This window comes from Nostoc sp. JL34 (assembly GCF_017114945.1).
Lineage (GTDB): Bacteria > Cyanobacteriota > Cyanobacteriia > Cyanobacteriales > Nostocaceae > Nostoc.
Genome location: NZ_JABXKQ010000040.1, coordinates 13712 through 35916, shown reverse-complemented (window position 1 = coordinate 35916; position 22205 = coordinate 13712). Strand labels below are relative to the sequence as shown.

Here is a 22205-nt window from a genome sequence, read left to right as displayed (position 1 = left end):
TGTGATAATTCGTAATTCGTAATTAAGAATTATGCGGTTATTACCCTGCTCTACTATTTTCGTCCTGTCTTATTTCAGTAATCTTAGTCCACTGAGGGTAACTAACACTGTAGAACCTTCATGGCCAATAACGCCGATGGGTAAGTTAATATTTCCCAAAAAGTTGCCTAGTATAAGCAATATAATGAAACCCAACGCTACGACTATATTTTGCTTTACGATGAGTTGCGATCGCCTGCCCAAATGTATCGCTACAGCAATTTTTTCTAACCTGTCTGCCATCAGTACTATATCTGCGGTTTCCAATGCCACATCACTACCAGACACTCCCATCGCTATACCTACAGATGCTTGGGCTAAGGCTGGTGCATCATTAATTCCATCACCCACCATTGCAACCATTTGATATTGTTGCTGTAGACGGCGGATAACATCTAGCTTATCTTCTGGTAGAAGTTGAGCATAAACCCGATCAATTCCGACTGCTTTGGCGACACTGTGAGCAGTTTCCTGATTATCCCCGGTTAACATGACAATTTGTTCAACTCCCAGTTTCTTTAACCGGTTAATGGTTGCGGCTGCTTGCGATCTTACTTCATCTGCGATCGCAATTACACCCATCACCTCTGCTCCCCGTGCTACCCAAACCACAGTTTTACCCTCTTGCTCCCAAGATTTAACTAGTTCTTGCAATTCTTCAGGTAAATTTGTCACATACTGCTGCACAAAAATGGCATTCCCAACAATTACCTGTTGTTCTTGAGCAATTCCAACAATTCCCTGTCCAGGTAAGGCTTGCACTTCGATTGCACCAACCCAATTTAAATCCCTAGCCGCCTGTACAATTGCCTTCCCGATGGGATGTTCGGAAGATGATTCTACACTAGCAGCAGTTTTTAATACATCATCTGTAGTGTATTCACTAACGGAAATTATTTGGAATACCTGCACCTGTCCGGTTGTGAGAGTACCAGTTTTATCAAATGCGATCGCTCGGACTTTGCCAATCTTCTCCAACTGCGCCCCATTCTTAAACAAAATCCCCTGTCTTGCACCATTGGCAATTCCCGACAGCAGGGTGGGCATAATTGCAGCCATCAGCGCACAGGGAGAAGCCACCACAAGGAAGGTAAGAGCGCGATAAATCGTTGTTTCCCAATCCCAACCCCAGAGGAATGGCGGTAAAGTTGCCAGTAATATCCCAGCGACTACAATAACTTTGGCATATCCTTTCTCAAAGCGATCGATAAATTCTTGCGAAGGTGGTGCTTCTGTCTGCGCCTGTTCTACCAAACGAATCACCCGCTGGATTAAACTACTTTGGGCTGGTTTGTGTACTTTAATTTGCAATGCACCATAGCCGTTGAGTGTACCAGCAAATACTTCTGCGCCCACTGTTTTCTCTACAGGTAAAGACTCGCCTGTAATTGCAGCTTGATTGAGGGTGCTGTAACCAGATAAAATTATCCCATCAGTGGGAATTAGCTCTCCAGGTTTGACGACAATCTCATCACCCACTTTTAGCTGATTGATAGGAATTTCCTCTTCCCTTCCCTGATGTAAAACCCTTGCTGTATCTGGCGTCAAGCTCATTAAACTGCGGATACTCCGCTCAGTTCGCGCCATTGCATAGCCTTCTAATGCGCCACTGATGGCAAAGATCAGAATCAAAATTGCCCCATCAATAATTAGATGATATTCTCTTCGCCATAAGCCGAGGCTAGCAGCACCAATGGCAGCGACAATCATCAGCAAATCTACATCAAGTTCCTTTTCTTTGAAGAGGGTAGTCAATCCCTCCCGCGCACTTTCGTAACCACCAATTATATAAGCAGCAGGTAGCAGCAGGAATGCCAACCCCAACCAACCGAGATGCAAGGCGAACCATCCGAGAAATAATAGGAATCCACACAAAAGTGCAGCTACGGTATCTGCGTGTTCTCTGGTGAATTGGCCCAAACGTTGGGGGTAGAGCATGAGAGGTGAATTTACAAGGACTCTCTCACGCTAAACCTTGACATTAATGTTAATGTCAAGGTTTATAATGATTTTGAAAAGCAGAGGTACGCAGAGTTAAATTTTTATCTGTGTGATATCAAGTCCGGTTAATTACTTATGATTACCGCATCCGTGCAAAAGTCAGGAAAACCTCTTTCTCCCCGCCTCCCCTACTCCCCTGCCTCCCCTGCTCCCCTGCTCCCCTGCCTCCCCTGCCTCCCCCTGCCCCCTGCGGTCTAAATGTATTATTGGAGGGTTTTTTAAAAGCGGAATGTGGGTAAATAGAACGATTTCTCCAGATTGATTGGTTTTTATCACTTTTTAATCTGAAGAAATTTTCCCAATACTCAGTTAAAGCAACTGTTGCATCATGAGTTGTGCAAATAGCCCTGATTGATTTCCTAGTTCAACGAAACTACCCTGCTGCACTACTTTGCCATTTGCAAGTACGTAAATTCGATCAGCGTTTTGAATAGTACTGAGGCGATGAGCGATCGCAACCCTAGTTACCTTTAGCTGTTGTAAACTTTCACTAACAATTGCCTGGGTTCTGTTATCTAAAGCGCTAGTCGCCTCATCGAATAGCAAAATCCGGGGTTTCAACACCAACGCTCTAGCAATCAACAGCCGTTGTCGTTGTCCACCAGAAAGATTACTACCTCCCTCACTGACGATTGTATGCATCTGCATGGGCATTGCTGCAACATCATCTGCAAAACCTGCCATCTGGGCTGCTGACCAAGCTTCGTCCATCGTCACCAAAGCACCACTGGCAATATTCTCGAAAATAGAGGCTGACATCAACCGACTATTTTGCAGTACCACACCCAATTGACGGCGTACAGCATGGACATCCAAAGAAGCTAAGTCTTGTCCGTCGTAGTAAATCGTGCCAGATTTCGGGAATTCAAACCCCAAAAGTAACCTTAATAAAGTTGATTTACCGCTGCCAGAAGGCCCAACAATGGCAATAAATTCTCCTGGTTCAGCCCGAATGTTGACATTATCCAACGTCAAGGGGCCATCATCGCGATAGCGGAAAGTTACCCGGTCTACAACTAATTTACCCGATAGCCTACCCGGATCTGCTTGAGCAGAACTAATTTCTGGTTCAGCTTGCAAAATTGGTTGGGCCCGTTGCCACAAGGGTAAGACTTGCAAAACTTCCACAACTGTGCTGCTTAAGCTAGTGGCTCCATTAATAAACGTGCCAAAAGCAACGTTGAATGCTAAGAAAGTGCCAGTGGATAAACCACCTCCTCCAGGAGTTTGGGATTGCCCAATTAAGCTAGTAGCAAACCAGAAGAGAGCAGCAGTGGTTAACACAGGTAATACTTGATTGATCACCGCGAGGCTGTCTTCAATGCCTTGGGTACTCAGCATTAATTTCAGTTGATGTGTATACTGTTTACCCCAGTAGGCAAAAGCGCGGGCTTCAGCTTTGGCGACTCGGAGTTTGGCAACTCCATTAATTAACTGCACCATCACGCCAAAAATTTGTCCTTGTAACTCTAGTAATGGGCGAACTTTACGGACAATCAGAGTACCAGAGATGATAGTGACGGCAATATTTACCAGTGCCACTGCACAAGCTATGAGAGCTAAGGAAACATTGTAGTAAAATAACAATCCCAAATTTAGTAGTGAGAACAAACTGGAGAAAATTGTTTTTAAGACTGTGTTACCCAGTCGCTGGCGAATTTGAGTAATAGCCGTGACTCTAGAATCCAAGTCACCAACTGAGAAAGAGCGAAAAAAGGAAACCTTCAAGTTTAATAATCGATCCCACACTGCGGCTTGGGTGGAGGAATCGGCAAAAGTTTCCAGCCTAATTGTGGCAAACCCAAGGGCTAATTGAAACAGCGTTCCACCAAAGGCAGCAGCCACTAAACCAACAGCAATTTGGCTCAACAAGCCTCGATTAGCATCTGGGATCGCTTTATCGATCAGGATAGCCGTAGCTTGAGGTGTTAGCATTCCTAACAGACTGATGGTAATTCCCATTACTAAAACTATAATTAGTTCCTTGTAATGTCCTTGGAGAGCAAACTGAAGTAAATCAAAAGTTTTCAGCTTTTTATCAGGTAAAGGTCGATAGAATGCGTAGGCAGTCTTAGCTAGGACTGCTGCTATGCGTGCATCGACAGAGATAGTCCTTTGTTCCCCAGGAACGTAGAGTTTGTAACGTGTATCAGACACTGGTAATAGTGCCACTGGTTGTTTATCGGCAAGCGTAAATGCCAACATCGCCCCGCAATCCTTTTGCCACCAATTGTCCCGCAACTGAATCCGCCGCACGCGGATACGCGAAGCACGAGCGATCGCTTCTACAGGATCTTGGACTCGATTAGAATCTTCTGAGGCAGCTGGCGGACAAATTTTAATTCCTAATGCTCGTCCCACAGCACCAGCAGCAATTAGTAAGGCTTGATTTGGGTCAGTTGCATCAAGATTACTACTGAATCCTAAACTATTATTTAGCCCGTCTGACTTTGGCTGTGGCAATACAGATGCTAATTCTGCTAACGTCTCTTGCATCACTTGGCTTTCAAGACGTTCTCTGGCTTGAAATCTTAGTAATTCTGCATCCATCTCCTGGCGTTGTAGGAGATTAATGCAGTGGAGGAAGTAGGTTTGTAGTTGGGACAAACCACCTAACAGGGAATTGATATCTGCGATTTCTGCGGTGTTAACACTTTTCAACTCCACAGTGTTATTTGCTTGTAACCACATATTTGCAGCTAAAGGCAATATTCCAGAGGCAGGAGTTAACGGCAATTCTGCAAACCCCATCCATTTAGCACGTCCTTGGAGAATTTGCACCCACGATATTTGATGTGGCTGGAAGATTTGGTCTTCGACTAAGGAGAACTGGCGGATTTTTGGCAGCGATGTTGGTGTCGTTGGCGTAGTGATACCAGCAATTACCAAACTTAATTGATCAATCCAGCGTTCTATCAAAAACACTACTTCTTTATTAGCGTCAGCAAACAACTGGTTAAAGTCTGCTCTGGATACTTTGAGAATTTCTGTCTCCTCCAGCGACACTGCTAAAACCTCTTGCTGCTTACCCGCTAAACTTGGTGCAATCGCAAACATCGCCTGTCCGGCTGTGCTACTAAATAAATAGCGACGAGTGCCTTCTGGAATGCCATCATTGACTGCGATCGCAAATAGCGCCAAATAACCAGATTTTACCAGCCAAATTGTCTCTGGGTCATTTAGCAGTAGCGATTCATTGCATTGAAAACGATAGTGTTGTCCTTTGAGATTTGCGAAGGACAAGAGGGATGAGGGAGATGAGAGAAACAAGGAAGACAAAGACAAGGAAGTATTTTCTTCCCCTGCCTCCCCTGCCTCCCCTGCCTCCCCTGCTCCCCTGCTCCCCTGCTCCCCTGCTCCCTCACTGCGAATTAATTGTAAATACGGCCCTTCAACTTGCTGCAATTCTTCATGGCTTCCCCGTTGGACTATCTTGCCGCGATCGAGGACAATAATTTCATCACAATCTCGGATAGTTGAGAGTCGATGCGCCACGATGATGCAAGTGCAACCGCGCAACCGCAGATTACGACTGACGGTCTTTTCTGTTTCGGCATCCAGGGCGCTGGTGGCCTCATCCATGATTAGGATACTGGGATTATTCACCAAAGCACGGGCAATTTCTAGCCGCTGTCGCTGACCACCACTCAAATTAGTAGCACCTTCCAAAAGGTCAGCATGATAGCCTCCAGGCAGTGAAAGGATTACATCGTGAAGCGCTGCGTCTTGACAAGCTCGGACAAGATGACTGTCAGGTATGGTAGTATCCCAAAGCGTCAAGTTGTCTCTGACGCTGCCAGCAAATAACAAAATCTCTTGCTCTACAACAGAAATAGAATTGGCTAGTACCTGGCGAGAAATTTGCTCTCTAGATTTGCCGTCGAATCGAATTTCTCCCTGCCACGGTTCGTAAAGTCCACATAAAAGTTTGGCAACAGTAGACTTACCAGAACCACTCCCACCCACCAAGGCAACTCGCTGCCCTGGCTTGAGCAAAAGATTAAAATTTTCAATTAACGGCGGGGCAATTTGGCTATAGCCAAATGTCACATTGCGTAATTCAACATACCCCTGGAGTTTGGGCAAGGGGGCAGAGGGGCAGAGGGGCAGAGGGGAAAGATTGCAATTGTCCTCTTTCTTCCCTGCTCCCCTGCTCCCCTGCTCCCCTGCCTCCCTGCCTCCCTGCTGCAACTGCCGGTCAATAGGGTTACATAAGACATCATCAAGGCGAGTCAGATTACCTTCCATCTCTTGGAGTTGGCTCCCCAGGCTGATGAGATTACTTACTGGGGCAAAAAACCTTTGCATCATGCCGAGAAAGGCTATTAACATGCCGATGCTCAAGGCTCCATCCATGACTCGCAAACCGCCTACAGCTAAAAGCAGCATCGAAGCGATCGCTGACAGAAAAGATGGTAAAATACCTATTGTCTGGTTTGTTTCCTCTAATTCCTGCTGGGTGTTAATGGCTTTGGCATAGTGACCCGCCCAACGGGAGAAGAAATCTGACTCTAATCCAGATGCTTTTAGCGTCTCCATACTCTGAAGACCAGAAATTTCTACGCCGCGAACTTTTCCCTCTTCTTGGATGAGTTTGATATTGGCATCTATGCGCCGCCCTCTTACCCACTGTAAAGCGGCAAGGTTGATAATGACAAAGGCGATCGCAATTAAAGTTAGTACAACATCATATTGCAGCATCACCACTACATATATAAATACTGATACTGTTGCGATCGCTGTAGTCGCTAATTCACCAGAAAGCATATTAGCGATGCTGTCGTTGAGTTGCATACGGCTACTGATTTCCCCAGCATACCGCTGATCGTAAAAACTCATGGGTAGGCGTAAAATGTGCCAGAGAAATTTACTCTCCATGCCCACGGACAATTTAATTTTCATTTGACGCAAAAACTGCAACTGTAGCAGCGTCAAAAATCCACTGAGTCCGGCTGTAAAGATCATGCCTAAAATTAGGGGACGCAACCACTCATACCGATGCTCAATCAATACGTTGTCTACAAATACCTGGGAGAATGCAGGTAGCGCCAGTCCCGGAATTACTAACAAAAATCCTGCCAGCACGCAGTAAAGTAATGCGCCAATGGAGCCTCGCAACCGCGACCACAAAGCTAAGATTGTGCTGGGCTTGCGTCCTCCTTGCTGGAACTCGGAACTAGGCTCTAAAACTAGCACCACACCCGTGTATGCGCCGCTGAATTCTTCTAAGGAGACGATGCGCCGTCCAGTAGCAGGGTCATTGAGATAAACTCGCTGTTTGCCGATTCCTTCTACTACTAAAAAATGGTTAAAGTTCCAAAATACAATGTAGGGAAATTTTAACTGCAATAAGCCAGCTAAGTTGGTTTTAAAGCTTTTAGCGCTGAGTCGATAATTTCTGGCAGCCTTCAAGATATTTAAGGCACTAACTCCATCCCGCGAGACACCACACGCTTGTCTTAGTTCTGTCAATGGGACAATGCGATTGTAATAACCGAGAATAATTCCCAAAGCAGCAGCGCCGCATTCTACTACCTCCATTTGCAGCAGAGTAGGAGTATGACACCGCTTGTTTTTACGCAAGCGCCCTAATATATTTTGCAGATTTCGCCAGAACATAAAAATATTTTTTAAAACTTGGACTTTGGCTTAATTTAAGCGTTTAAACATAAATTTTTAGCTATTTTTCAACATGACTAAAATTGCTGTATTACACTACTGTTCCCTTCGGAAGTCTTGATTGTATTGATTACAGCAGTTTTTATGTATTTGAACCACATCTGTCGTAAGGGCACAGCAATGCTGTGCCCCTACCACGTGGTCTATTTACCTGAAAATAGCTGTAAGCCAAATTAATAAGCAAAAAGGTATATTGCTTTCTCATTTTGCTTAAATGCTTTCTCATTTCAGTAGATTCAGCAAGCAAAAAGGCATATTGCTTTCTCATTTTGCCTAAATGCTTTCTCATTTCAGTAAATCGCGGACTCATTTCAGTAGATTCAGCAAGCAAAAAGACATATTGCTTTCTCATTTCAAGAGATCGTTTATTCATTTTGGTGTTTTCCGCAAGCAAAATGCCTGAATGCCTTCTCATTTCAGTAGATCGCGTATTCATTTTAGTGTTTTCCGCAGATAATTAGATACATTGTTTTCTCAGTACGCCAAAATGCATTCTTATTTAAGTAATTTCCGCACTCTAGTACAGCGTCAAGATTGATTCGATGGGTAAAATTTTTAATAATTTCTTCCTCATTCCTCTCATTGCCAATATCACGAAATGCCACTCCAGGATCTTAGAATCGGTAGAACAAAAGTAATCGGGGCGCGTTCTTCCACAGTGACTTGGACTGAGGTAGTCGTTCCAGAAGTGACTTTCATCTGTGGCCCTTGGGAAGAAGACCATTTGTAATTGCTAAAGGTCGAATTGTCTGGTTGCAGTCGCGCAGTAATTAGCATCTGTGGCCCTTGTGACATCAAAGCTTCCACAAATTCGGAATTGCCTACTACACTTAATGCACCTTCTTTAGTCACGGGAAAAGCTGACACATCTGTGACAGCACCGATGATGCCACCAAAGCGTTCGCGTTGCACTGTACTAGGTGTAACTTGTAACTTCATCCCTGGCTGAATTTGCTTACCATCACCAACGGGAAAAAATGCCACACTCACAGGTTGAGCCGATCGCTTTTGTGCAGCGATCGCTCCTATGGGTGTACCCTGTAAAACAACCTGTCCAGGACTTGCGGAGATTTCTAAAATTCGTCCAGAGTAACTGCTCTTGACTAAGCTGTTGCTCGATAGTTGCAGTGCTAATTGCACAATATTCCGCTGGACTTCCTGAATTTCTTTTTTGCGGTTGGTTACAGTTTCTAAGTCTTGTTGCGCGGCTGTCGCTTCTTTACTATCTAGTTGCTTTAACTGCGCTTGCAAATCTTTAATTGAGTTCAAATTCTCTAAGTATTGTCGTTGGGCATCTGCTTCTTTGACATCGAGTTGTTTGATTTGTGATTCGGCTTCATTAATTTGTGTCACAGCATTTAAGTAGTCTTGCTGTGACTGTAAAACTGTATCGCCAGAAATTGCTCCCTCCTGCAATAGCTGCTGGCGGTTGGTCAATCTCTGTTTGAAGGTAGGTAAGAGATCCCGCAGTGCTTGTAAGCTTTGGGTTTGGTTGGCGCGATCGCGTTGAATCGAATTTAGCCCTTTCTCTCTTAAAATTGGGGTGAGTTTCTGTACCGCCTGGAGGTTTTGCTGCAAAGATTGGCGTTGTTGTTTAATCGCTTCTTTGTCTGCATTTTGCCGTTGTACTTGGACTAAGCTCACAGCACGATCTTCTGTTTGTAGTTGCCCTAATTTAGAGCGGACTAGTTGTAGCTGTTTCATCAGTTCGCTTTGGTCTAGCGTCGCCAGCACATCTCCTCTATTTACATAGTCGCCAACTCGGACGTTGATTGTTCGCAATTTACCTGCGATCGGTGACTGGAATGAGGTAATTGTACTGGGATAGACTATGATTCCAGTACCCGTCACCGTAATTGGGATTCGACCTAAAAAACTCCAAGTCAGCCCCGTTGCCACCAACGAACCAACAGCAACTAGAGGTAGCCACTTTTTCGGGCTGACTACCTGCATAATTTGATCTAGTTCTTCAGGCGAAGAAGCACGCTCTAAAGCTTCTTTGCGGAACAGGTCGTTTTTTTGATTAATCACCGAACACCGTCCCAATCTCTATGGGAATGAAAACAAAAAACAGTTTTGAGTGAGTACAATACTGCTGCTGCAATCACTGGCAGTTGCAAGCCTAAATATCAAATAAGCAATACAATTGTTTGCTTATTTGACAGTATTAATGCTCAGAAATAGAAGTTAAACTATCATATCATCTTATGAGAAGTCGGAAAATTAAAAATTAAACATTGTTAAATCTTTGATCTTTCATACATGAATTTAATTCTCAGCGAAGAAGCCTTTACTTATAAATTCAGTAGAAATCCAGCCAACTTTTTACAGCATTTAAAAAAGGGTGTAAAGGTTTAGGGAAAACACTTTTACTTAAACGTAAATAATCAATCCCTTGTACACCTTTACACCCTAGTATCAAACAGAGTTTACAGAACTCGTGAAAAGTCTACTTAGCCGTAAGCGTCGCTTTCTATCCTTTGTTCAGATGTCAGATATTAACTGACATCTAAACACTGAATTAATGATAGCCTTAACGAAAAATGTGCAATTTACAACAGGCCACCAAGAAGCTTGCCAAGATTAAGATCAAGATCAACATCAAGATCAATCTTTAGGTTTATCAAAGCACCATAGCCTTTAGGTGGGTAAGATTCCGGTTGCTCAGGTCTTGGTGGTTTCGGCCATTTTAGTGGTGGTTTCCAAGAAATTCCTCCTACGAGGGCAACCGTTTTTTCGTCATCCAACTCTGTAATAACTGCAAGCTCTTCTTGTTCAAGAGTGATGTTAGACATAACAAATCCTTCCGTCTACAAAACGAGTATGGTCTAGCAAAATTTTTTCAGTCACTTAACCAAAAATTACAGTAACTTCCGTTAAAGTAACGATTCTGTAATCTTGATACGAAAACATTGACGGGTAGGTAAGAAGTAGGGAATAATAATGATTGGTCGCTTATCTTTGGCCTTTCACATTATCCGGCTTACACCCGCCAATGTTTGTGTAATGTTGTCGTAAGTTGTAATGCCAGAAATAGTCAGACCACTACGTTATAAGATGTCTGTACACTTATTCGTAAAGGTCATCTGTAGTCCTTTGTCAGTTGTTCGTAGCAATTGGCGAAGGACTACTGATTTATAAATGACTTAACGAAATAATGTGTAACTTGCATACTTAATAGCTTAGTGATGTTTTGATTTGTAGTGATAATACAAATCATGATGGAAAATTTTTTGGCAATACAAACTGTTAAAGTGACTTTTGTTGAGGTGATAACTCAAGGCAGAGTGTACTAGAGAGATAACCTAGTAACCACCCCAAGTTTTCACATTGTTTTTGCTGTTATTAATCTCGTTATATGAGTTTTGCTCAACAACAGCCTTTCCTCCACCAGTTGCAAGTGCGTTACCAACTTGAACCGATGTTATTACGTTTCCACCTTTGACTTTAACATCAACCTTAGTCCTGCTCTTGAAAGCTAGACTTTCGTAGGTTCCTCCAACGATTTCACTGATTTCTTCATCAGCTAATTCGGTCATAACTACGAGTGTTTGTTGTTCAAGTGTTACAACTGACATAAATTTTCCTTCCTTTGTTGAGGTTATAACTCAAGGTAGAGCGTACTAGAGAGATAACCTAGTAACCACCCCAAATTTTCACATCGTTTTTGCTGTTATTAATCTCGCCATACGAACTTTGCTTAACAATGGCATTTCCTCCACCAGTTGCATATGCGTTACCAACTTGAATGGTTGAGATTACGTTTTTACCTTCGGCTTCAGACTTGATCTTAGTTTCGGGCTTGAAAATTGATTTGTATCCTCCTCCAACAATTCCACTGATTTCTTCATCAGCTAACTCGGTCATAACTGCGACTGTTTGTTGTTCAAGTGTTACAACTGACATAAATTTTCCTTCCTTTGTTAATGTGATAAGTCAAAGCAGAGCGGACTAGAGAGATAACTTATTAATAGCCAAAAATTCTCACTTTGTTTTTGCTGTTATTAATCTCGCTGTATGAATCTTGCTTAACAACAGCATCTCCACCACCAGTTGCATATGCGTTACCAACTTGAATGGTTGATATTACATTTTTACCTTCGGCTTCAGACTTGATCTTAGTTTCGGGCTTGAAAATTGATTTGTATCCTCCTCCAACAATTCCACTGATTTCTTCATCAGCTAACTCGGTCATAACTGCGACTGTTTGTTGTTCAAGTGTTACAACTGACATAAATTTTCCTTCTTTGTACAAAATGGTTTTGGAACAGTGAAATCTTTGTTCTACTTAACCAAATAATAAAAATAGTTAGATGCTTTAAATAATAAACATCTGATGATTTTTATTATCAAACTTGCTGTTAAAACACACTAATCTAATGTGCATAACTACATTTGTTTTTGGTTTGTTTTGCAATTTCACCATGTTTAAATAATACAGGTTCTTGAAAGAAATTTATATAAAGAAATGATAAAGTTCATAAAAATGTTTTCAAAGATTAGTCTTTTAAGAATTATCAAATATTGGCATTAATTCAAATCAATAAAGCTAGGATAAGTATAAGCTATATCTAAAAATCAAGTTTTTTAAAAGTTACTATAGGTATTACAAATCCTTGCGAAATAGGCAACAGGTAACATATCAAATTATTCATAAATAATATCCCCAACTTCTTTAGAAGTTGGGGATACGTACCTTCAATTGGGTACATAAATCGTGAGTTTAATTTGTGTTATTGTGAATGCTAAATAGCTGAAGTCACTGTTGAATCTATTATTTCTCTCACTCCATTTACAAGCGTAAATATTCTTTTTCTGCGTGTTCTTTGCTTATTCTTCAAATTTACAACTTCCTGACTGGAGTCTTGAATAATAGCATCATTTCCATCAGTTGAACTTACAGTTATCTGTGATGAAGAATCCACAACAATAGTTCCTCCTACTATTTCTTTTAATTCACTGTCTATCAATTCCTCTACAATAACTTTGTGATTACAGGTAGATTTAAAACTCACTTGATTGACATTAGCCATAAATTCCTCCAGAAGTATGCAGACATTTTGTGTCTAAGATGTATTTACAAATAACAGTTTATTTAATAATTTGTCAACAGATTATAAAGAATCTCTTACTTTTTACAAATAACTTATTTTTATAATTTTTTAGTTTTTACTTCTCTAAATTTCTATAGTTGCATTATTAATGTTTGTTCGATATACAAACTTAAAACTACAATTTTAATGAGAAAAGATTGTCGGCTAGTCTTTGCCATCCGACGAAAGTAAACTCTCAATAAAGGCTGTGGTGAAAATATTCATTCGATACTTGCCAAACGCCTGTTGATGTTTGCAGTATCACGCATCTTTATTACGGCACTGAACCACTAAAATCTCAAATCTTCAATCTCAATTAAAACTTCTGGTACAAATAGGTTCTTTGTGAATACAGAAGTGGCATGAGAAAATTCAGAAGTCAGAATATTCTGACTTCTGGCTATTTTACTAAACAATCAGGAGTGTATAATTGGAGTTATACTAGGTATTGGTTGAACAAAAACGAAGATGAATTTGTAGTACTCTCTTCAATCAACAAACTTTCATAAAAATTACAGCCTTTACGGGCTAATCTTTTTATGATAGCTGGTTCCCTACCTTTATTTAGCTCTCAATAATCACCTTAAGATTATGATATTGGTTGGCTCAAATTCACCTAATATCTTAGAAATTACACTTCTTACACTTTACTTCGTCGAATTGAGCAGTTCAATTACTAGGCAGCTGGTGGAACTAATAAATCCTCGACAGCTACGACCGTAGTGGCAACGAAATTAAGCAGTGGGAAGACTAAACTTGAAAGCAATCCTGCTCCTCCCACTACTCCCTCTAATTCTTCCTCGTTAATTTCTTCCAAAATAGCTTCTTGATTGGTGAGTTGTGTCAAACCATTAACGTTAGTCATAATTTTCTCCGGAAAGTACGTAGGCATTTGTGCCTTGGATGTACTTATAAATATCAATTTATCTAAAAGCTTGTCAACAGTTTATACAAAAGATCCCACTTTTCCTACTTTTACTACTTAACCCACTTTTCTTACTTTTCCTACTTTTCCTACTTTTCTTACTAATGTTTTCACGATGTCAAATACCTAATAAAATCACACAAATATCATACCAAAGGAAGATGTTTTATATAAAATATTGATCATTTAGTTAATATATTTTGAGTTTTTGAGTTTTTGTGTAAGACCATAAATCTACAGACAAAGTTCTGTACAAGTTACTTACACAGGAGAGCATCACTATTTGGCGAGAAGATAAAAGGAAGGGGAAAATATTCGCGATGGTAACTAGCGAATAGAGAGGCCATACGAATGCCAATACTGCGTAGGTTTTGAATATTCGTAGGTTGGATTGAGGCAATGCGTTACCCAACAACCCCGCAAAATGTTGGGTTTCGTTCCTCAACCCAACCTACCCCGGAGTGCTTTTTTAGGCAAAACCTACGCAGTATTTATACGAATACTGTCCATAACTATGTAAAAAAGTGGACTTGTCCCCTCCAAACTGGTCTGCTTAGATGGGTGAAAAGTGCGGTTACGCTCTCAAGAAAAAAGAATTTTGCCGTTGTTGGAGTAAATCATGAACGCTGGTTGCTTAACTATCAAAGAACTCACCGATGCAGTTGGCGGCGGTTTGACTCCGCGAATGGTGCGCCATTACCATCAATTGGGACTGTTACCGCAACCAGTGCGATCGCGCAGCAATTACCGTCTCTATACCAAAAAAGATGTCCTCCGGTTGCAACGGATTGTCGCACTCAAGCAGCAAGGTTTTCAGCTAAACCATATCCGTAATATTTTGGAAGTGGAACCAGAAGCCGATACAACCGTTAACCTCATGGGACAACTCCAGCAGCAATATCGCGCGGTGATGCAACAAATTTCTCAACTGCGGCAAACTGCATCAGCATTAGAAGGATTATTGGGGCGCGATCGCCATTGTCAAATTATCCAAGCGGAAGTTTTGGCACAACTGAAGTTACTCGATGTCGAAACTCAAGCTGGATTGGGAGGATTGGAAAATCTCTGGAGTGGCTTGGATGCTGAAATTCATACTCATTCAGAAGCTTTTACCGAATCGCTACAACGCTTACTACCTGATTTGTCTCAGCGTTCGGAAATTGAACAGCATTTAATTTCTCAATTGGTTTTGGCTTGTGGCGATGTCAGTTTGGTGTCCTTTATCAAATTGAGTCGAGATGCGATCGCAGCTAGTCGAGAAGCCCTATCTTCAAGCTGTCAAATTGTTGTCGATACCCAAACGGTTGCTGCTGCTTTAGATCAAACCCGATTACTGCACTTGGGATGCCGCACCGAAACCTTGATTGATAACCCCCATATTACCACCGCCACAGAAGCAGAACTGGCCTTTTGGCAACATCGAGAATGGCGATCAAAATTGCAGCAAGTAAGTAATGGTTGTGTGCTGGTAGTTGGTTATGCTCCCTCAGTACTTCTGGAAGCTTGTGAAGCGGTTAGCAACCAGAAAATTCAGCCTGCATTAGTAATTGGAATGCCCATTGGCTTTAGCCATGCTCCCGCAGCCAAGCGACAACTGATGCAACAAGGGATACCTTATATTACAGTTGAAGGGACTTTGGGAGGTGGTGCTTTAGCTGCAACTGCTCTAAATGCCTTGGTGGAGTCACTGATTGATAAGCCAGATTGTCATTGTTATCTCAAATAAGTATTCACTTAAGCCAGTCTTAATGAAACGAGTTTCAAAAGCCTTGTATGAAAATGTTCTAGAAACTGGAATTTTTACTCAGCACTCAGCACTCATAACTCAGCACTCAAACTCAGCACTACTGAAAATAATATTGTTAAATAATATTGAATTTGCTACACTTTACCAGTTTTAGTAATTCAATAATTCATAATTGTGGCCATAAGCTACCAACTTGGTATAAGTTGCAATATAACTTAGAAGAATTTATAGTAAACAGACTTTGGCAATTAGAGTATAAATTATCATGCTATACAAGCTACAGCGAAGTATAAATAAGTATAAGTGCTTGGAAGTAATTAGAACTAAAGATAACTCAGATGTATAATTAGCCCGTCTCCTCCATAATCTCTAAAAAAGATCGCGATTTAGGACTGGCAGGCTTTCTATTTTTTACTTTAATTAAGGGGCATATGTGGCAACAAGAAAAAAAAGATACTTCGATACTCAGGCTGGTATTATGGGTTGCTTTAGCTACAACCCCGATGGCAGCAACTCTGGTGGTATCAGCACCGATGCTGGCACAATCTACACCTGAAGCTACCACTTTTCCACTGCCACAAACAGTGCAGAATGGATCAACAGTGCGGATTGACGGTTCCAGTAGCTTGGGTGCAATTAACCAAAGCCTGAAAGAAAGTTTTGAAAAACAGTTTGCCGGCACAAAGGTTGAAGTTGCTGCTAACGGCACTAATACGGCACTGAAAGATTTGCTAGATGGCAAAGTCGACATCGTAGCAATGGGGCGTGGGTTAACGCCAGCAGAAAAAGCCCAAGGACTAGAGCAAGTTCGCTTGCGCCGTGAGAAGATTGCGATCGTGGTTGGTGCAGATAGTCCTTTCAAAGGAAGTTTGACCAGTAAGCAATTTGCCCGGATTTTCCGGGGACAAATTACAAATTGGTCACAATTGGGAGGGACTTCAGGGAAGATTCGGTTAATCGATCACCCTAACACGAGTGAAACTCGCGATACTTTTCGTACTTATCCAGCCTTCAAAACTGCTGACTTTGCTACAGGGTCTAATGCGACCCAAGTAACTGAGGATAATACCGCAGAAATCATCAAACAACTGGGCAAAGACGGTATCAGCTACGTGCTAGCTAATCAGGTATCCAAGTTGAAAGGTGTGCGAGTTCTGCAATTACATCAAGCTTTGCCAGATGATGCTAGATATCCCTTCTCGCAACCTTTAGTTTACGTTTACAAAAAAAATCCCAGCTTAACCATAGTTGATTTTCTCGGCTATACCCTAGCACCTCCAGGACAGCGGGCTATAGAACAAGGTAGAACTGCTGAAGCAGAAGCGATCGCAACCAGCGTATTACAACCTGCTGTTACGCCTTCTCCCAGTGCCCAGACGACACCAGTTGCTACGCCTTCCCCTAATGCGACTACTTCTGCATTTGGCGAACAGCCCTTTGTGGCTGCTCCTGCACAAAATAGCCCCATTGTAAACAAAGAAACACCAATTTGGTTGCTGCTACCAGTATTTTTTCTGGCTGTAGCTGGAGGGTTACTATGGTGGACTCTAGGAAAACGCCCATTATCTACTGAGAAAACAGACAACTTACCAGAATCAAATCCTCATCCACCCAGCACAGAAGATACAGAAACGACGGTGCTAGATGCCAGCACAGTTTCCTCCCTGAATGGAGCGATGCCTGAGGAGCAGGCAGTATCGCACTTCCAAGAGCAAGAAAACCCCGATCGCACTCCTTTCAACATCTATGCTCAAACACAATCTGACCTGACCCAGAATGCTACTCAGGGAACATCAAATTTAGTAAAAGAGACAACTAATGGTACCTCTAACCTCTATGAAGGCACATCGAGCGTAGCTAATGGATCGTCAGAAAATAACAACTTGGGAGCCGCCGCTTTAACCGGTGGTGCGGCTCTAGCAACGGGCATCGGCGCGGCTACCTGGTCTGCCTTTACCAACAAGGAAACAGAAACAGACGCCATTGATGAGACAATTGAGCTAAATAATTATCCAGAGACAAATCATCCTGAGTCTGATGAAGTTGCATGGGATATAGAAGCCCCAGCAGCTGTAGTCAATACTTCATACCCTCACCTGGCTAATAATATTCCAGAAGAGGCATCTGATGTGCAACTGCCTTCATCTGACGTGACAGCCCCACTCCCAGAATTACCAGATGTGCCAGAAGTCACATCTGATTTTGGATATTGGGACACAGCAATTGATGAAGATCAGATGGATGAGGAACTTCAGGCAGAATTGAACTGGCTAGATAGTATTACCTCAACTGAAGATACAGACTCAGTAGATGAATTGCCCTTACCAGAGTCTGAAGAAGTGGCAGCCGATGTGGAACCATCAACGGCACAAACATCTTCACTGCTCGATTTGCCAGAATTGCCAGACGATTTGTTGAACGTGGTAGCAGATGCAGCCGAACCCCCTGTCAATTTGCTAGAGGAAGAATCTCCAGCAGAGCCGACTATTGGGGAAGGTGTTGCTGAAACTGACTCTACAGATTTTGCCGCCATTGGGGCTTTAGCAGCAGGTGCAGGGATGGGAGCCTGGGCTAGCACTTGGGCATCAAATCCCCAAAGAGAAACTGATACTACAGTTGATCATGAGCCAATCGCAGCCGAAACAGCTATTGGTTTGGTAGATGTAGATGAACAGAGCAGTATTGTGCTTACACCACATACTTATACATCGGCTCATGTCTCTTGGGAGATTTCCGAAGCCAAGAAAGCAGCACTGCGGCAACAGGGCGGCTATCAATTGGTAGTGCGGCTCTACGATGTGACTGGCATTGACCTGAGTTATCAAATTCCTCACCTTCTAAAGCAGTATGAATGTGAAGAGACAGCAGACGATGGGCTGGTGGATATTCCCGTCACCGATCGCGACTACATAGCTGAAATTGGCTATGCTGCTGATGGCGACCGCTGGTTATTTATTGCCCGTTCAGGGATTGTTCGTGTCTTCAGTCCTGTTAATCCAGATCCCATAGTTGATCCTGTGGCGAACGCGGATGAAACAGATATTGACTTGGTAGATGCCCAAAAAGAGATCGGTGAAGAAGAGAGCAGTATTTTGCTCACACCCCGCACTTGGCAATGGGCTGAAGTCTCTTGGGAGATTTCCGAAACCAAGAAAGCAGAACTGCAACAACAGGGCGGCTCTCAATTGGTAGTGCGGCTATACGATGTGACTGGCATAGACCTGAGTTATCAAAGTCCTCAGTTTGTCCAGCAGTACGAATGTGAAGAGACAGCACACGATCGCTTTGTGGAAATTCCCATCAGCGATCGCGACTACATAGCAGAAATTGGCTATGTCGCTGATGGCGATCACTGGTTATTCATCGCCCATTCGGCGATCGTTCGTGTCTTCAGTCCTGTTAATCCAGATCCCACAACAGATTCTACAGTTTCTCCAGTTGAAAATGTCGCCTTAACAAGCGAAACAGCTATTGGCTGGGCAAATGTAGAAGCAGAAATCCCTGAAGAAGAGATCCCTGAAGAAGAGAGCAGTATTGTCCTCACACCCCGCACTCCCAAATGGGCTTATGTCTCTTGGCACATTTCCAAAACTCAGTCCGAAGCGCTGCAACAACAGGGTGCTTCACAACTGGTAGTGCGACTCTACGATGTAACTGGCATTGACTTGAGTTATCAAAGTCCGCAGCTTGTACAGCAATATGAATGTGAAGAGGTAGCACGCGATCGCTTTGTGGCTATTCCCGTGAGCGATCGCGACTACATAGTTGAAATTGGCTATATCGCTGATAGTCATGCCTACGGCGGTAAACTACCCTGGTTACTCATAGCCCGTTCCCCTAACGTTCGGGTCTTCAGTCGTCCCCACGGAGATTTTTGGTTTGTGGCAGATGCTGAGTTGATTATTCACGGAGCAACCGAACCAAATACAAACGTAAATATTGGTGGTCATACCATCAAAATCAAACCCGATGGTACTTTCCACTTACGTCTTCCTTTTTCAGATGGTTTAATGGACTATCTCATAACGGTAGCTGCTGATGGGGAATCCACAAGAACTATCCATAAGAAGTTCTCCCAGGAAACTTCCGAAAGCTAACATTACCCTGAGTTATCCCCTCTAACCCGGTTCTCCCCTTTTAGGGGGAAATGGGGAGAGGGGATTTTATCGAGGAAGGCAGTTCTTGCTGGAGAAAACCAGTCTCCAGTCCCCAGTCCCCAGTCCCCAGTCCCTTCTACCCTAGATACTAATGTCCTAAAATGGGATGAGGTGTATAAGGTTCTTCCAGGAATTTACGCTCATCATCAGAAAGCTTCAAATCCAAAGCCTCAACTGCTTCTTTGAGATGCTCTATCTTGCTAGCACCAACTATCGGAGCCGTTACGCCCGGTTGATGCAATAACCAAGCTAAGGCAATTTGTGTTGGTTTCACGCCGCGTTTTTGAGCTAATTCGACGACGCGATCGACTATTTGGAAATCTGAATCTTGATAGTAGAGATTGTGAGCGAATTCGTCGGTTTTTGCTCGCACGCTTTCACCATAGTCTTGTTTGCTGCGATTTCCAGCCAGGAAACCACGCGCTAGGGGACTCCAAGGAATGATCCCAATCCCTTGATCTAGAGATAAAGGTATCACCTCTCTCTCTTCTTCTCGATAAACCAAGTTGTAGTGATTTTGAATAGATATAAAGCGAGTCCAGCCGTGTTTGTCAGCCGTGTAAAGGGCTTTGGCGAACTGCCACGCATAAACACTTGAGATTCCTAAGTAACGAACCTTACCTGATTTGACTACATCATGTAGCGCCTCTAGGGTTTCCTCAATTGGTGTCTCGTAGTCCCAGCGGTGAATTTGATACAAATCGACGTAATCTGTTTGTAAACGCCGTAATGAGGCATCAATGCCATCAAAAATATGCTTACGAGACAGCCCCCGATCATTGGGGCCATCACCGATTTTATTGAAGACTTTGGTAGCAATGACAACTTGATCTCTTTTGGCAAAATCCTTGAGTGCCCGTCCCAGAATTTCTTCACTGACACCTAAGGAGTAAACATCGGCGGTATCAAAGAAGTTTATCCCCAACTCTAAAGCCAATTTAATAAACGGGCGACTTTCTTCTTCTTCTAGTACCCATTCTCGCCATTTCCGAGAACCATAGGTCATAGTACCCAGAGCCAAGCGTGATACTTTTAATCCACTTTTTCCGAGATTTACGTATGTCGTCATCCTGTTTGCTCTACTTTTTTTAATAACGTTGTGATAGTTCCAATGCAAGTTGAGAGGCTTGATGTGCTTCATCGCTGCGTCCTAGCTGGCTGTAGGTATTAGCCAATTCCCGCTGAATCACGGGAATGTTGCTCCGAGATGCATTGCGCTTTTCCAGGACATTCAAGGTTTTGTGATACTGCCGATCGCGAATCAGTGCATCAAGATAAATTTGCTCAAATAAATCTCGTTGAGCATGAGATCCACCTGTGGAGTGTAAATCGGGTAATACTGGCTCTAGTTCCGCGATCGCACTTTTCCAATCCCCACGAGCATGAGCAATCATCCCTCTAGCCGCTGGTACTCCTACCTCTACCCAAGTTGGCCGCGCATAGGGTAAGACGTTCTCTCCATGAGTTTGCATACTCTCTAACATCTCTGCCGCCCAGTCATCTTTACCGCCCCGTACCAATGCATAGATATATTGCAAATCCAAAAAGGCGAGGGTATGTTCGTGTATTCGTGGTTGCAGGTAAGCAGCAATTTCCTGCCAGCGCGAACCGATATCTACACCGCGTAACTCCAGCCGTAGCAACAAGGCGATCGCATTAATCTGTTCGCGTCCATTGTCTTTTTTGGCACGTCCCCAAATGCGCGTGTCATATATTTCTAGTACTTTGGCAAAATTTTCAATATCCAGGTAGTAAAGGGATGTATGCCACCAAAGGTGTCCATAAAAAGCCGAGCTACCATATTCCCAAGTATCGCTAAGACTCTCCATTAAGCTAATTCCTTCTTCTAGGCGTCCTTGAGTTTCTAATACATGAGCAACGGCGTGGTGTGCCCAACGGTTATCTCGTTTCAGAGCGATCGCTTGTCGCCCATATTCTTCTGCTTCGGCTATTCGATGGCACTCTTCTAGCCCAAAGGCCAGCATCCCATACATATAAGGGTTGTCACCATTGGCGGCGAAAACTTTTTCGGCAATCAGTAGCATTCCCTGACTGTTACCGGAATTTCGATAGTGGTATTGGGCCAGATGTACCGAAGCTAAATCGCAGGGAAAGGTAATGGCGATCGCTCACCATGAAGCGATCGCTTGAGCAATGTCTCGGTTTGCCCATGCTTCAATTGCCGCAACGTAAAGTTTTTCGCGATCGCTCGCTCTTTTTAAGTTTGCTTTCGCCACATTAAGATAAGATTTCGCCTCGGTTAAGGCAACAGAGCCACCAGCAAACAGATAAAAGGCGGCAGTTTGAGCGTTGGCGATCGCACACGCTGGATCTGCCTCAACTGCTTTAAGAATAACTTGGGCATCGTTACCAACACCCAATAATTGATCGACAAAGCTATTGATAGCATCTACCGCAGCTGATGAATCGGTAGTAATTTCGAGTCCAGATAAATCTTTTACCATTGATTTTCCCAGAGCATTGCACTGCTACAAGCATTACTTTGCAAAAGCTAGGCTATAAACTACTGTATCTTAATCGTGTTGCCGGAGCTTAACAATGAT

The 22205-nt window shown here is 43.0% G+C and carries 16 protein-coding genes and 1 pseudogene; 3 read left to right on the top strand and 14 right to left on the bottom strand.

Features of this window, described 5'->3' with window-relative positions:
• Positions 1-69: 69 nt before the first annotated feature.
• From HWQ44_RS07090 to HWQ44_RS07040, 11 genes and pseudogenes are all read right to left on the bottom strand, one after another.
• Positions 70-1977: a heavy metal translocating P-type ATPase gene (locus tag HWQ44_RS07090; protein WP_292716777.1), complete on the bottom strand. Its 1908-nt coding sequence runs from the start codon at positions 1975-1977 to the stop codon at positions 70-72.
• 372 nt (positions 1978-2349) lie between these two features.
• Positions 2350-5283 (bottom strand): NHLP bacteriocin export ABC transporter permease/ATPase subunit, encoded by a 2934-nt coding sequence (locus HWQ44_RS07085; RefSeq protein ID WP_292716803.1) that lies wholly within the window; start codon positions 5281-5283, stop codon positions 2350-2352.
• Positions 5284-5397: 114 nt separating this feature from the next.
• A pseudogene (locus HWQ44_RS07080) lies at positions 5398-7659 on the bottom strand (NHLP family bacteriocin export ABC transporter peptidase/permease/ATPase subunit); the annotation flags it as partial.
• A gap of 142 nt (positions 7660-7801) precedes the next feature.
• Positions 7802-8155: a hypothetical protein gene (locus HWQ44_RS07075; RefSeq protein WP_292716775.1), complete on the bottom strand. Its 354-nt coding sequence runs from the start codon at positions 8153-8155 to the stop codon at positions 7802-7804.
• Between the two features lie 155 nt (positions 8156-8310).
• A complete protein-coding gene (locus tag HWQ44_RS07070) occupies positions 8311-9750 on the bottom strand; it encodes an NHLP bacteriocin system secretion protein (RefSeq protein ID WP_292716772.1) in 1440 nt (479 codons plus the stop codon).
• 521 nt (positions 9751-10271) lie between these two features.
• A complete protein-coding gene (locus tag HWQ44_RS07065) occupies positions 10272-10514 on the bottom strand; it encodes a hypothetical protein (RefSeq protein WP_292716769.1) in 243 nt (80 codons plus the stop codon).
• 510 nt (positions 10515-11024) lie between these two features.
• A complete protein-coding gene (locus tag HWQ44_RS07060) occupies positions 11025-11297 on the bottom strand; it encodes a hypothetical protein (RefSeq protein ID WP_292716768.1) in 273 nt (90 codons plus the stop codon).
• Between the two features lie 58 nt (positions 11298-11355).
• On the bottom strand, positions 11356-11625 hold the full coding sequence (locus HWQ44_RS07055) for a hypothetical protein (RefSeq protein WP_292716765.1): 270 nt from the start codon (positions 11623-11625) through the stop codon (positions 11356-11358).
• A 61-nt stretch (positions 11626-11686) separates the two neighbouring features.
• Positions 11687-11953 carry a hypothetical protein gene (locus tag HWQ44_RS07050; RefSeq protein ID WP_292716763.1) on the bottom strand — a complete coding sequence of 89 codons (267 nt, stop codon included), beginning with the start codon at positions 11951-11953 and terminating at the stop codon, positions 11687-11689.
• A gap of 511 nt (positions 11954-12464) precedes the next feature.
• On the bottom strand, positions 12465-12752 hold the full coding sequence (locus HWQ44_RS07045; protein WP_292716761.1) for a hypothetical protein: 288 nt from the start codon (positions 12750-12752) through the stop codon (positions 12465-12467).
• A gap of 736 nt (positions 12753-13488) precedes the next feature.
• Positions 13489-13677: a hypothetical protein gene (locus tag HWQ44_RS07040; RefSeq protein WP_292716759.1), complete on the bottom strand. Its 189-nt coding sequence runs from the start codon at positions 13675-13677 to the stop codon at positions 13489-13491.
• Between the two features lie 679 nt (positions 13678-14356).
• Between HWQ44_RS07040 and HWQ44_RS07035 the strand changes: the two genes are divergently transcribed.
• The 3 genes from HWQ44_RS07035 to HWQ44_RS07025 all read left to right on the top strand — a co-directional run bounded on the left by HWQ44_RS07035 (position 14357) and on the right by HWQ44_RS07025 (position 19581).
• Positions 14357-15463 (top strand): precorrin-8X methylmutase, encoded by a 1107-nt coding sequence (locus HWQ44_RS07035; protein WP_292716756.1) that lies wholly within the window; start codon positions 14357-14359, stop codon positions 15461-15463.
• Positions 15464-15917: 454 nt separating this feature from the next.
• Positions 15918-16040, top strand: a complete 123-nt coding sequence (locus HWQ44_RS07030; protein ID WP_292716754.1) for a hypothetical protein — start codon at positions 15918-15920, stop codon at positions 16038-16040.
• Complete coding sequence (locus tag HWQ44_RS07025) at positions 15988-19581, top strand: DUF4912 domain-containing protein (RefSeq protein WP_292716751.1); 3594 nt, start codon at positions 15988-15990, stop codon at positions 19579-19581. The genes HWQ44_RS07030 and HWQ44_RS07025 overlap by 53 nt, the downstream gene beginning before the upstream one ends.
• Positions 19582-19729: 148 nt before the next feature.
• Here the strand turns inward: HWQ44_RS07025 and HWQ44_RS07020 are convergent, their stop codons facing one another.
• The 3 genes from HWQ44_RS07020 to HWQ44_RS33505 form a co-directional block, all read right to left on the bottom strand.
• The gene (locus HWQ44_RS07020; protein WP_292716748.1) at positions 19730-20710 is read right to left on the bottom strand and encodes an aldo/keto reductase; all 981 of its coding nucleotides are present in this window, start codon (positions 20708-20710) and stop codon (positions 19730-19732) included.
• Positions 20711-20729: 19 nt separating this feature from the next.
• A complete protein-coding gene (locus tag HWQ44_RS07015; protein WP_366931369.1) occupies positions 20730-21686 on the bottom strand; it encodes a tetratricopeptide repeat protein in 957 nt (318 codons plus the stop codon).
• An 84-nt stretch (positions 21687-21770) separates the two neighbouring features.
• Positions 21771-22106, bottom strand: a complete 336-nt coding sequence (locus HWQ44_RS33505; RefSeq protein WP_366931368.1) for a hypothetical protein — start codon at positions 22104-22106, stop codon at positions 21771-21773.
• Between the last annotated feature and the right edge of the window lie 99 nt (positions 22107-22205).

Coding starts and splice junctions, on each gene's coding strand:
- HWQ44_RS07090 (WP_292716777.1), bottom strand. CDS start 1,977: ATGCTCTACCCCCAACGTTTGGGCCAATTCACCAGAGAACACGCAGAT.
- HWQ44_RS07075 (WP_292716775.1), bottom strand. CDS start 8,155: ATGAATACGCGATCTACTGAAATGAGAAGGCATTCAGGCATTTTGCTT.
- HWQ44_RS07065 (WP_292716769.1), bottom strand. CDS start 10,514: ATGTCTAACATCACTCTTGAACAAGAAGAGCTTGCAGTTATTACAGAG.
- HWQ44_RS07060 (WP_292716768.1), bottom strand. CDS start 11,297: ATGTCAGTTGTAACACTTGAACAACAAACACTCGTAGTTATGACCGAA.
- HWQ44_RS07055 (WP_292716765.1), bottom strand. CDS start 11,625: ATGTCAGTTGTAACACTTGAACAACAAACAGTCGCAGTTATGACCGAG.
- HWQ44_RS07050 (WP_292716763.1), bottom strand. CDS start 11,953: ATGTCAGTTGTAACACTTGAACAACAAACAGTCGCAGTTATGACCGAG.
- HWQ44_RS07045 (WP_292716761.1), bottom strand. CDS start 12,752: ATGGCTAATGTCAATCAAGTGAGTTTTAAATCTACCTGTAATCACAAA.
- HWQ44_RS07040 (WP_292716759.1), bottom strand. CDS start 13,677: ATGACTAACGTTAATGGTTTGACACAACTCACCAATCAAGAAGCTATT.
- HWQ44_RS07035 (WP_292716756.1), top strand. CDS start 14,357: ATGAACGCTGGTTGCTTAACTATCAAAGAACTCACCGATGCAGTTGGC.
- HWQ44_RS07025 (WP_292716751.1), top strand. CDS start 15,988: ATGGCAGCAACTCTGGTGGTATCAGCACCGATGCTGGCACAATCTACA.
- HWQ44_RS07020 (WP_292716748.1), bottom strand. CDS start 20,710: ATGACGACATACGTAAATCTCGGAAAAAGTGGATTAAAAGTATCACGC.
- HWQ44_RS07015 (WP_366931369.1), bottom strand. CDS start 21,686: ATGCTACTGATTGCCGAAAAAGTTTTCGCCGCCAATGGTGACAACCCT.
- HWQ44_RS33505 (WP_366931368.1), bottom strand. CDS start 22,106: ATGGTAAAAGATTTATCTGGACTCGAAATTACTACCGATTCATCAGCT.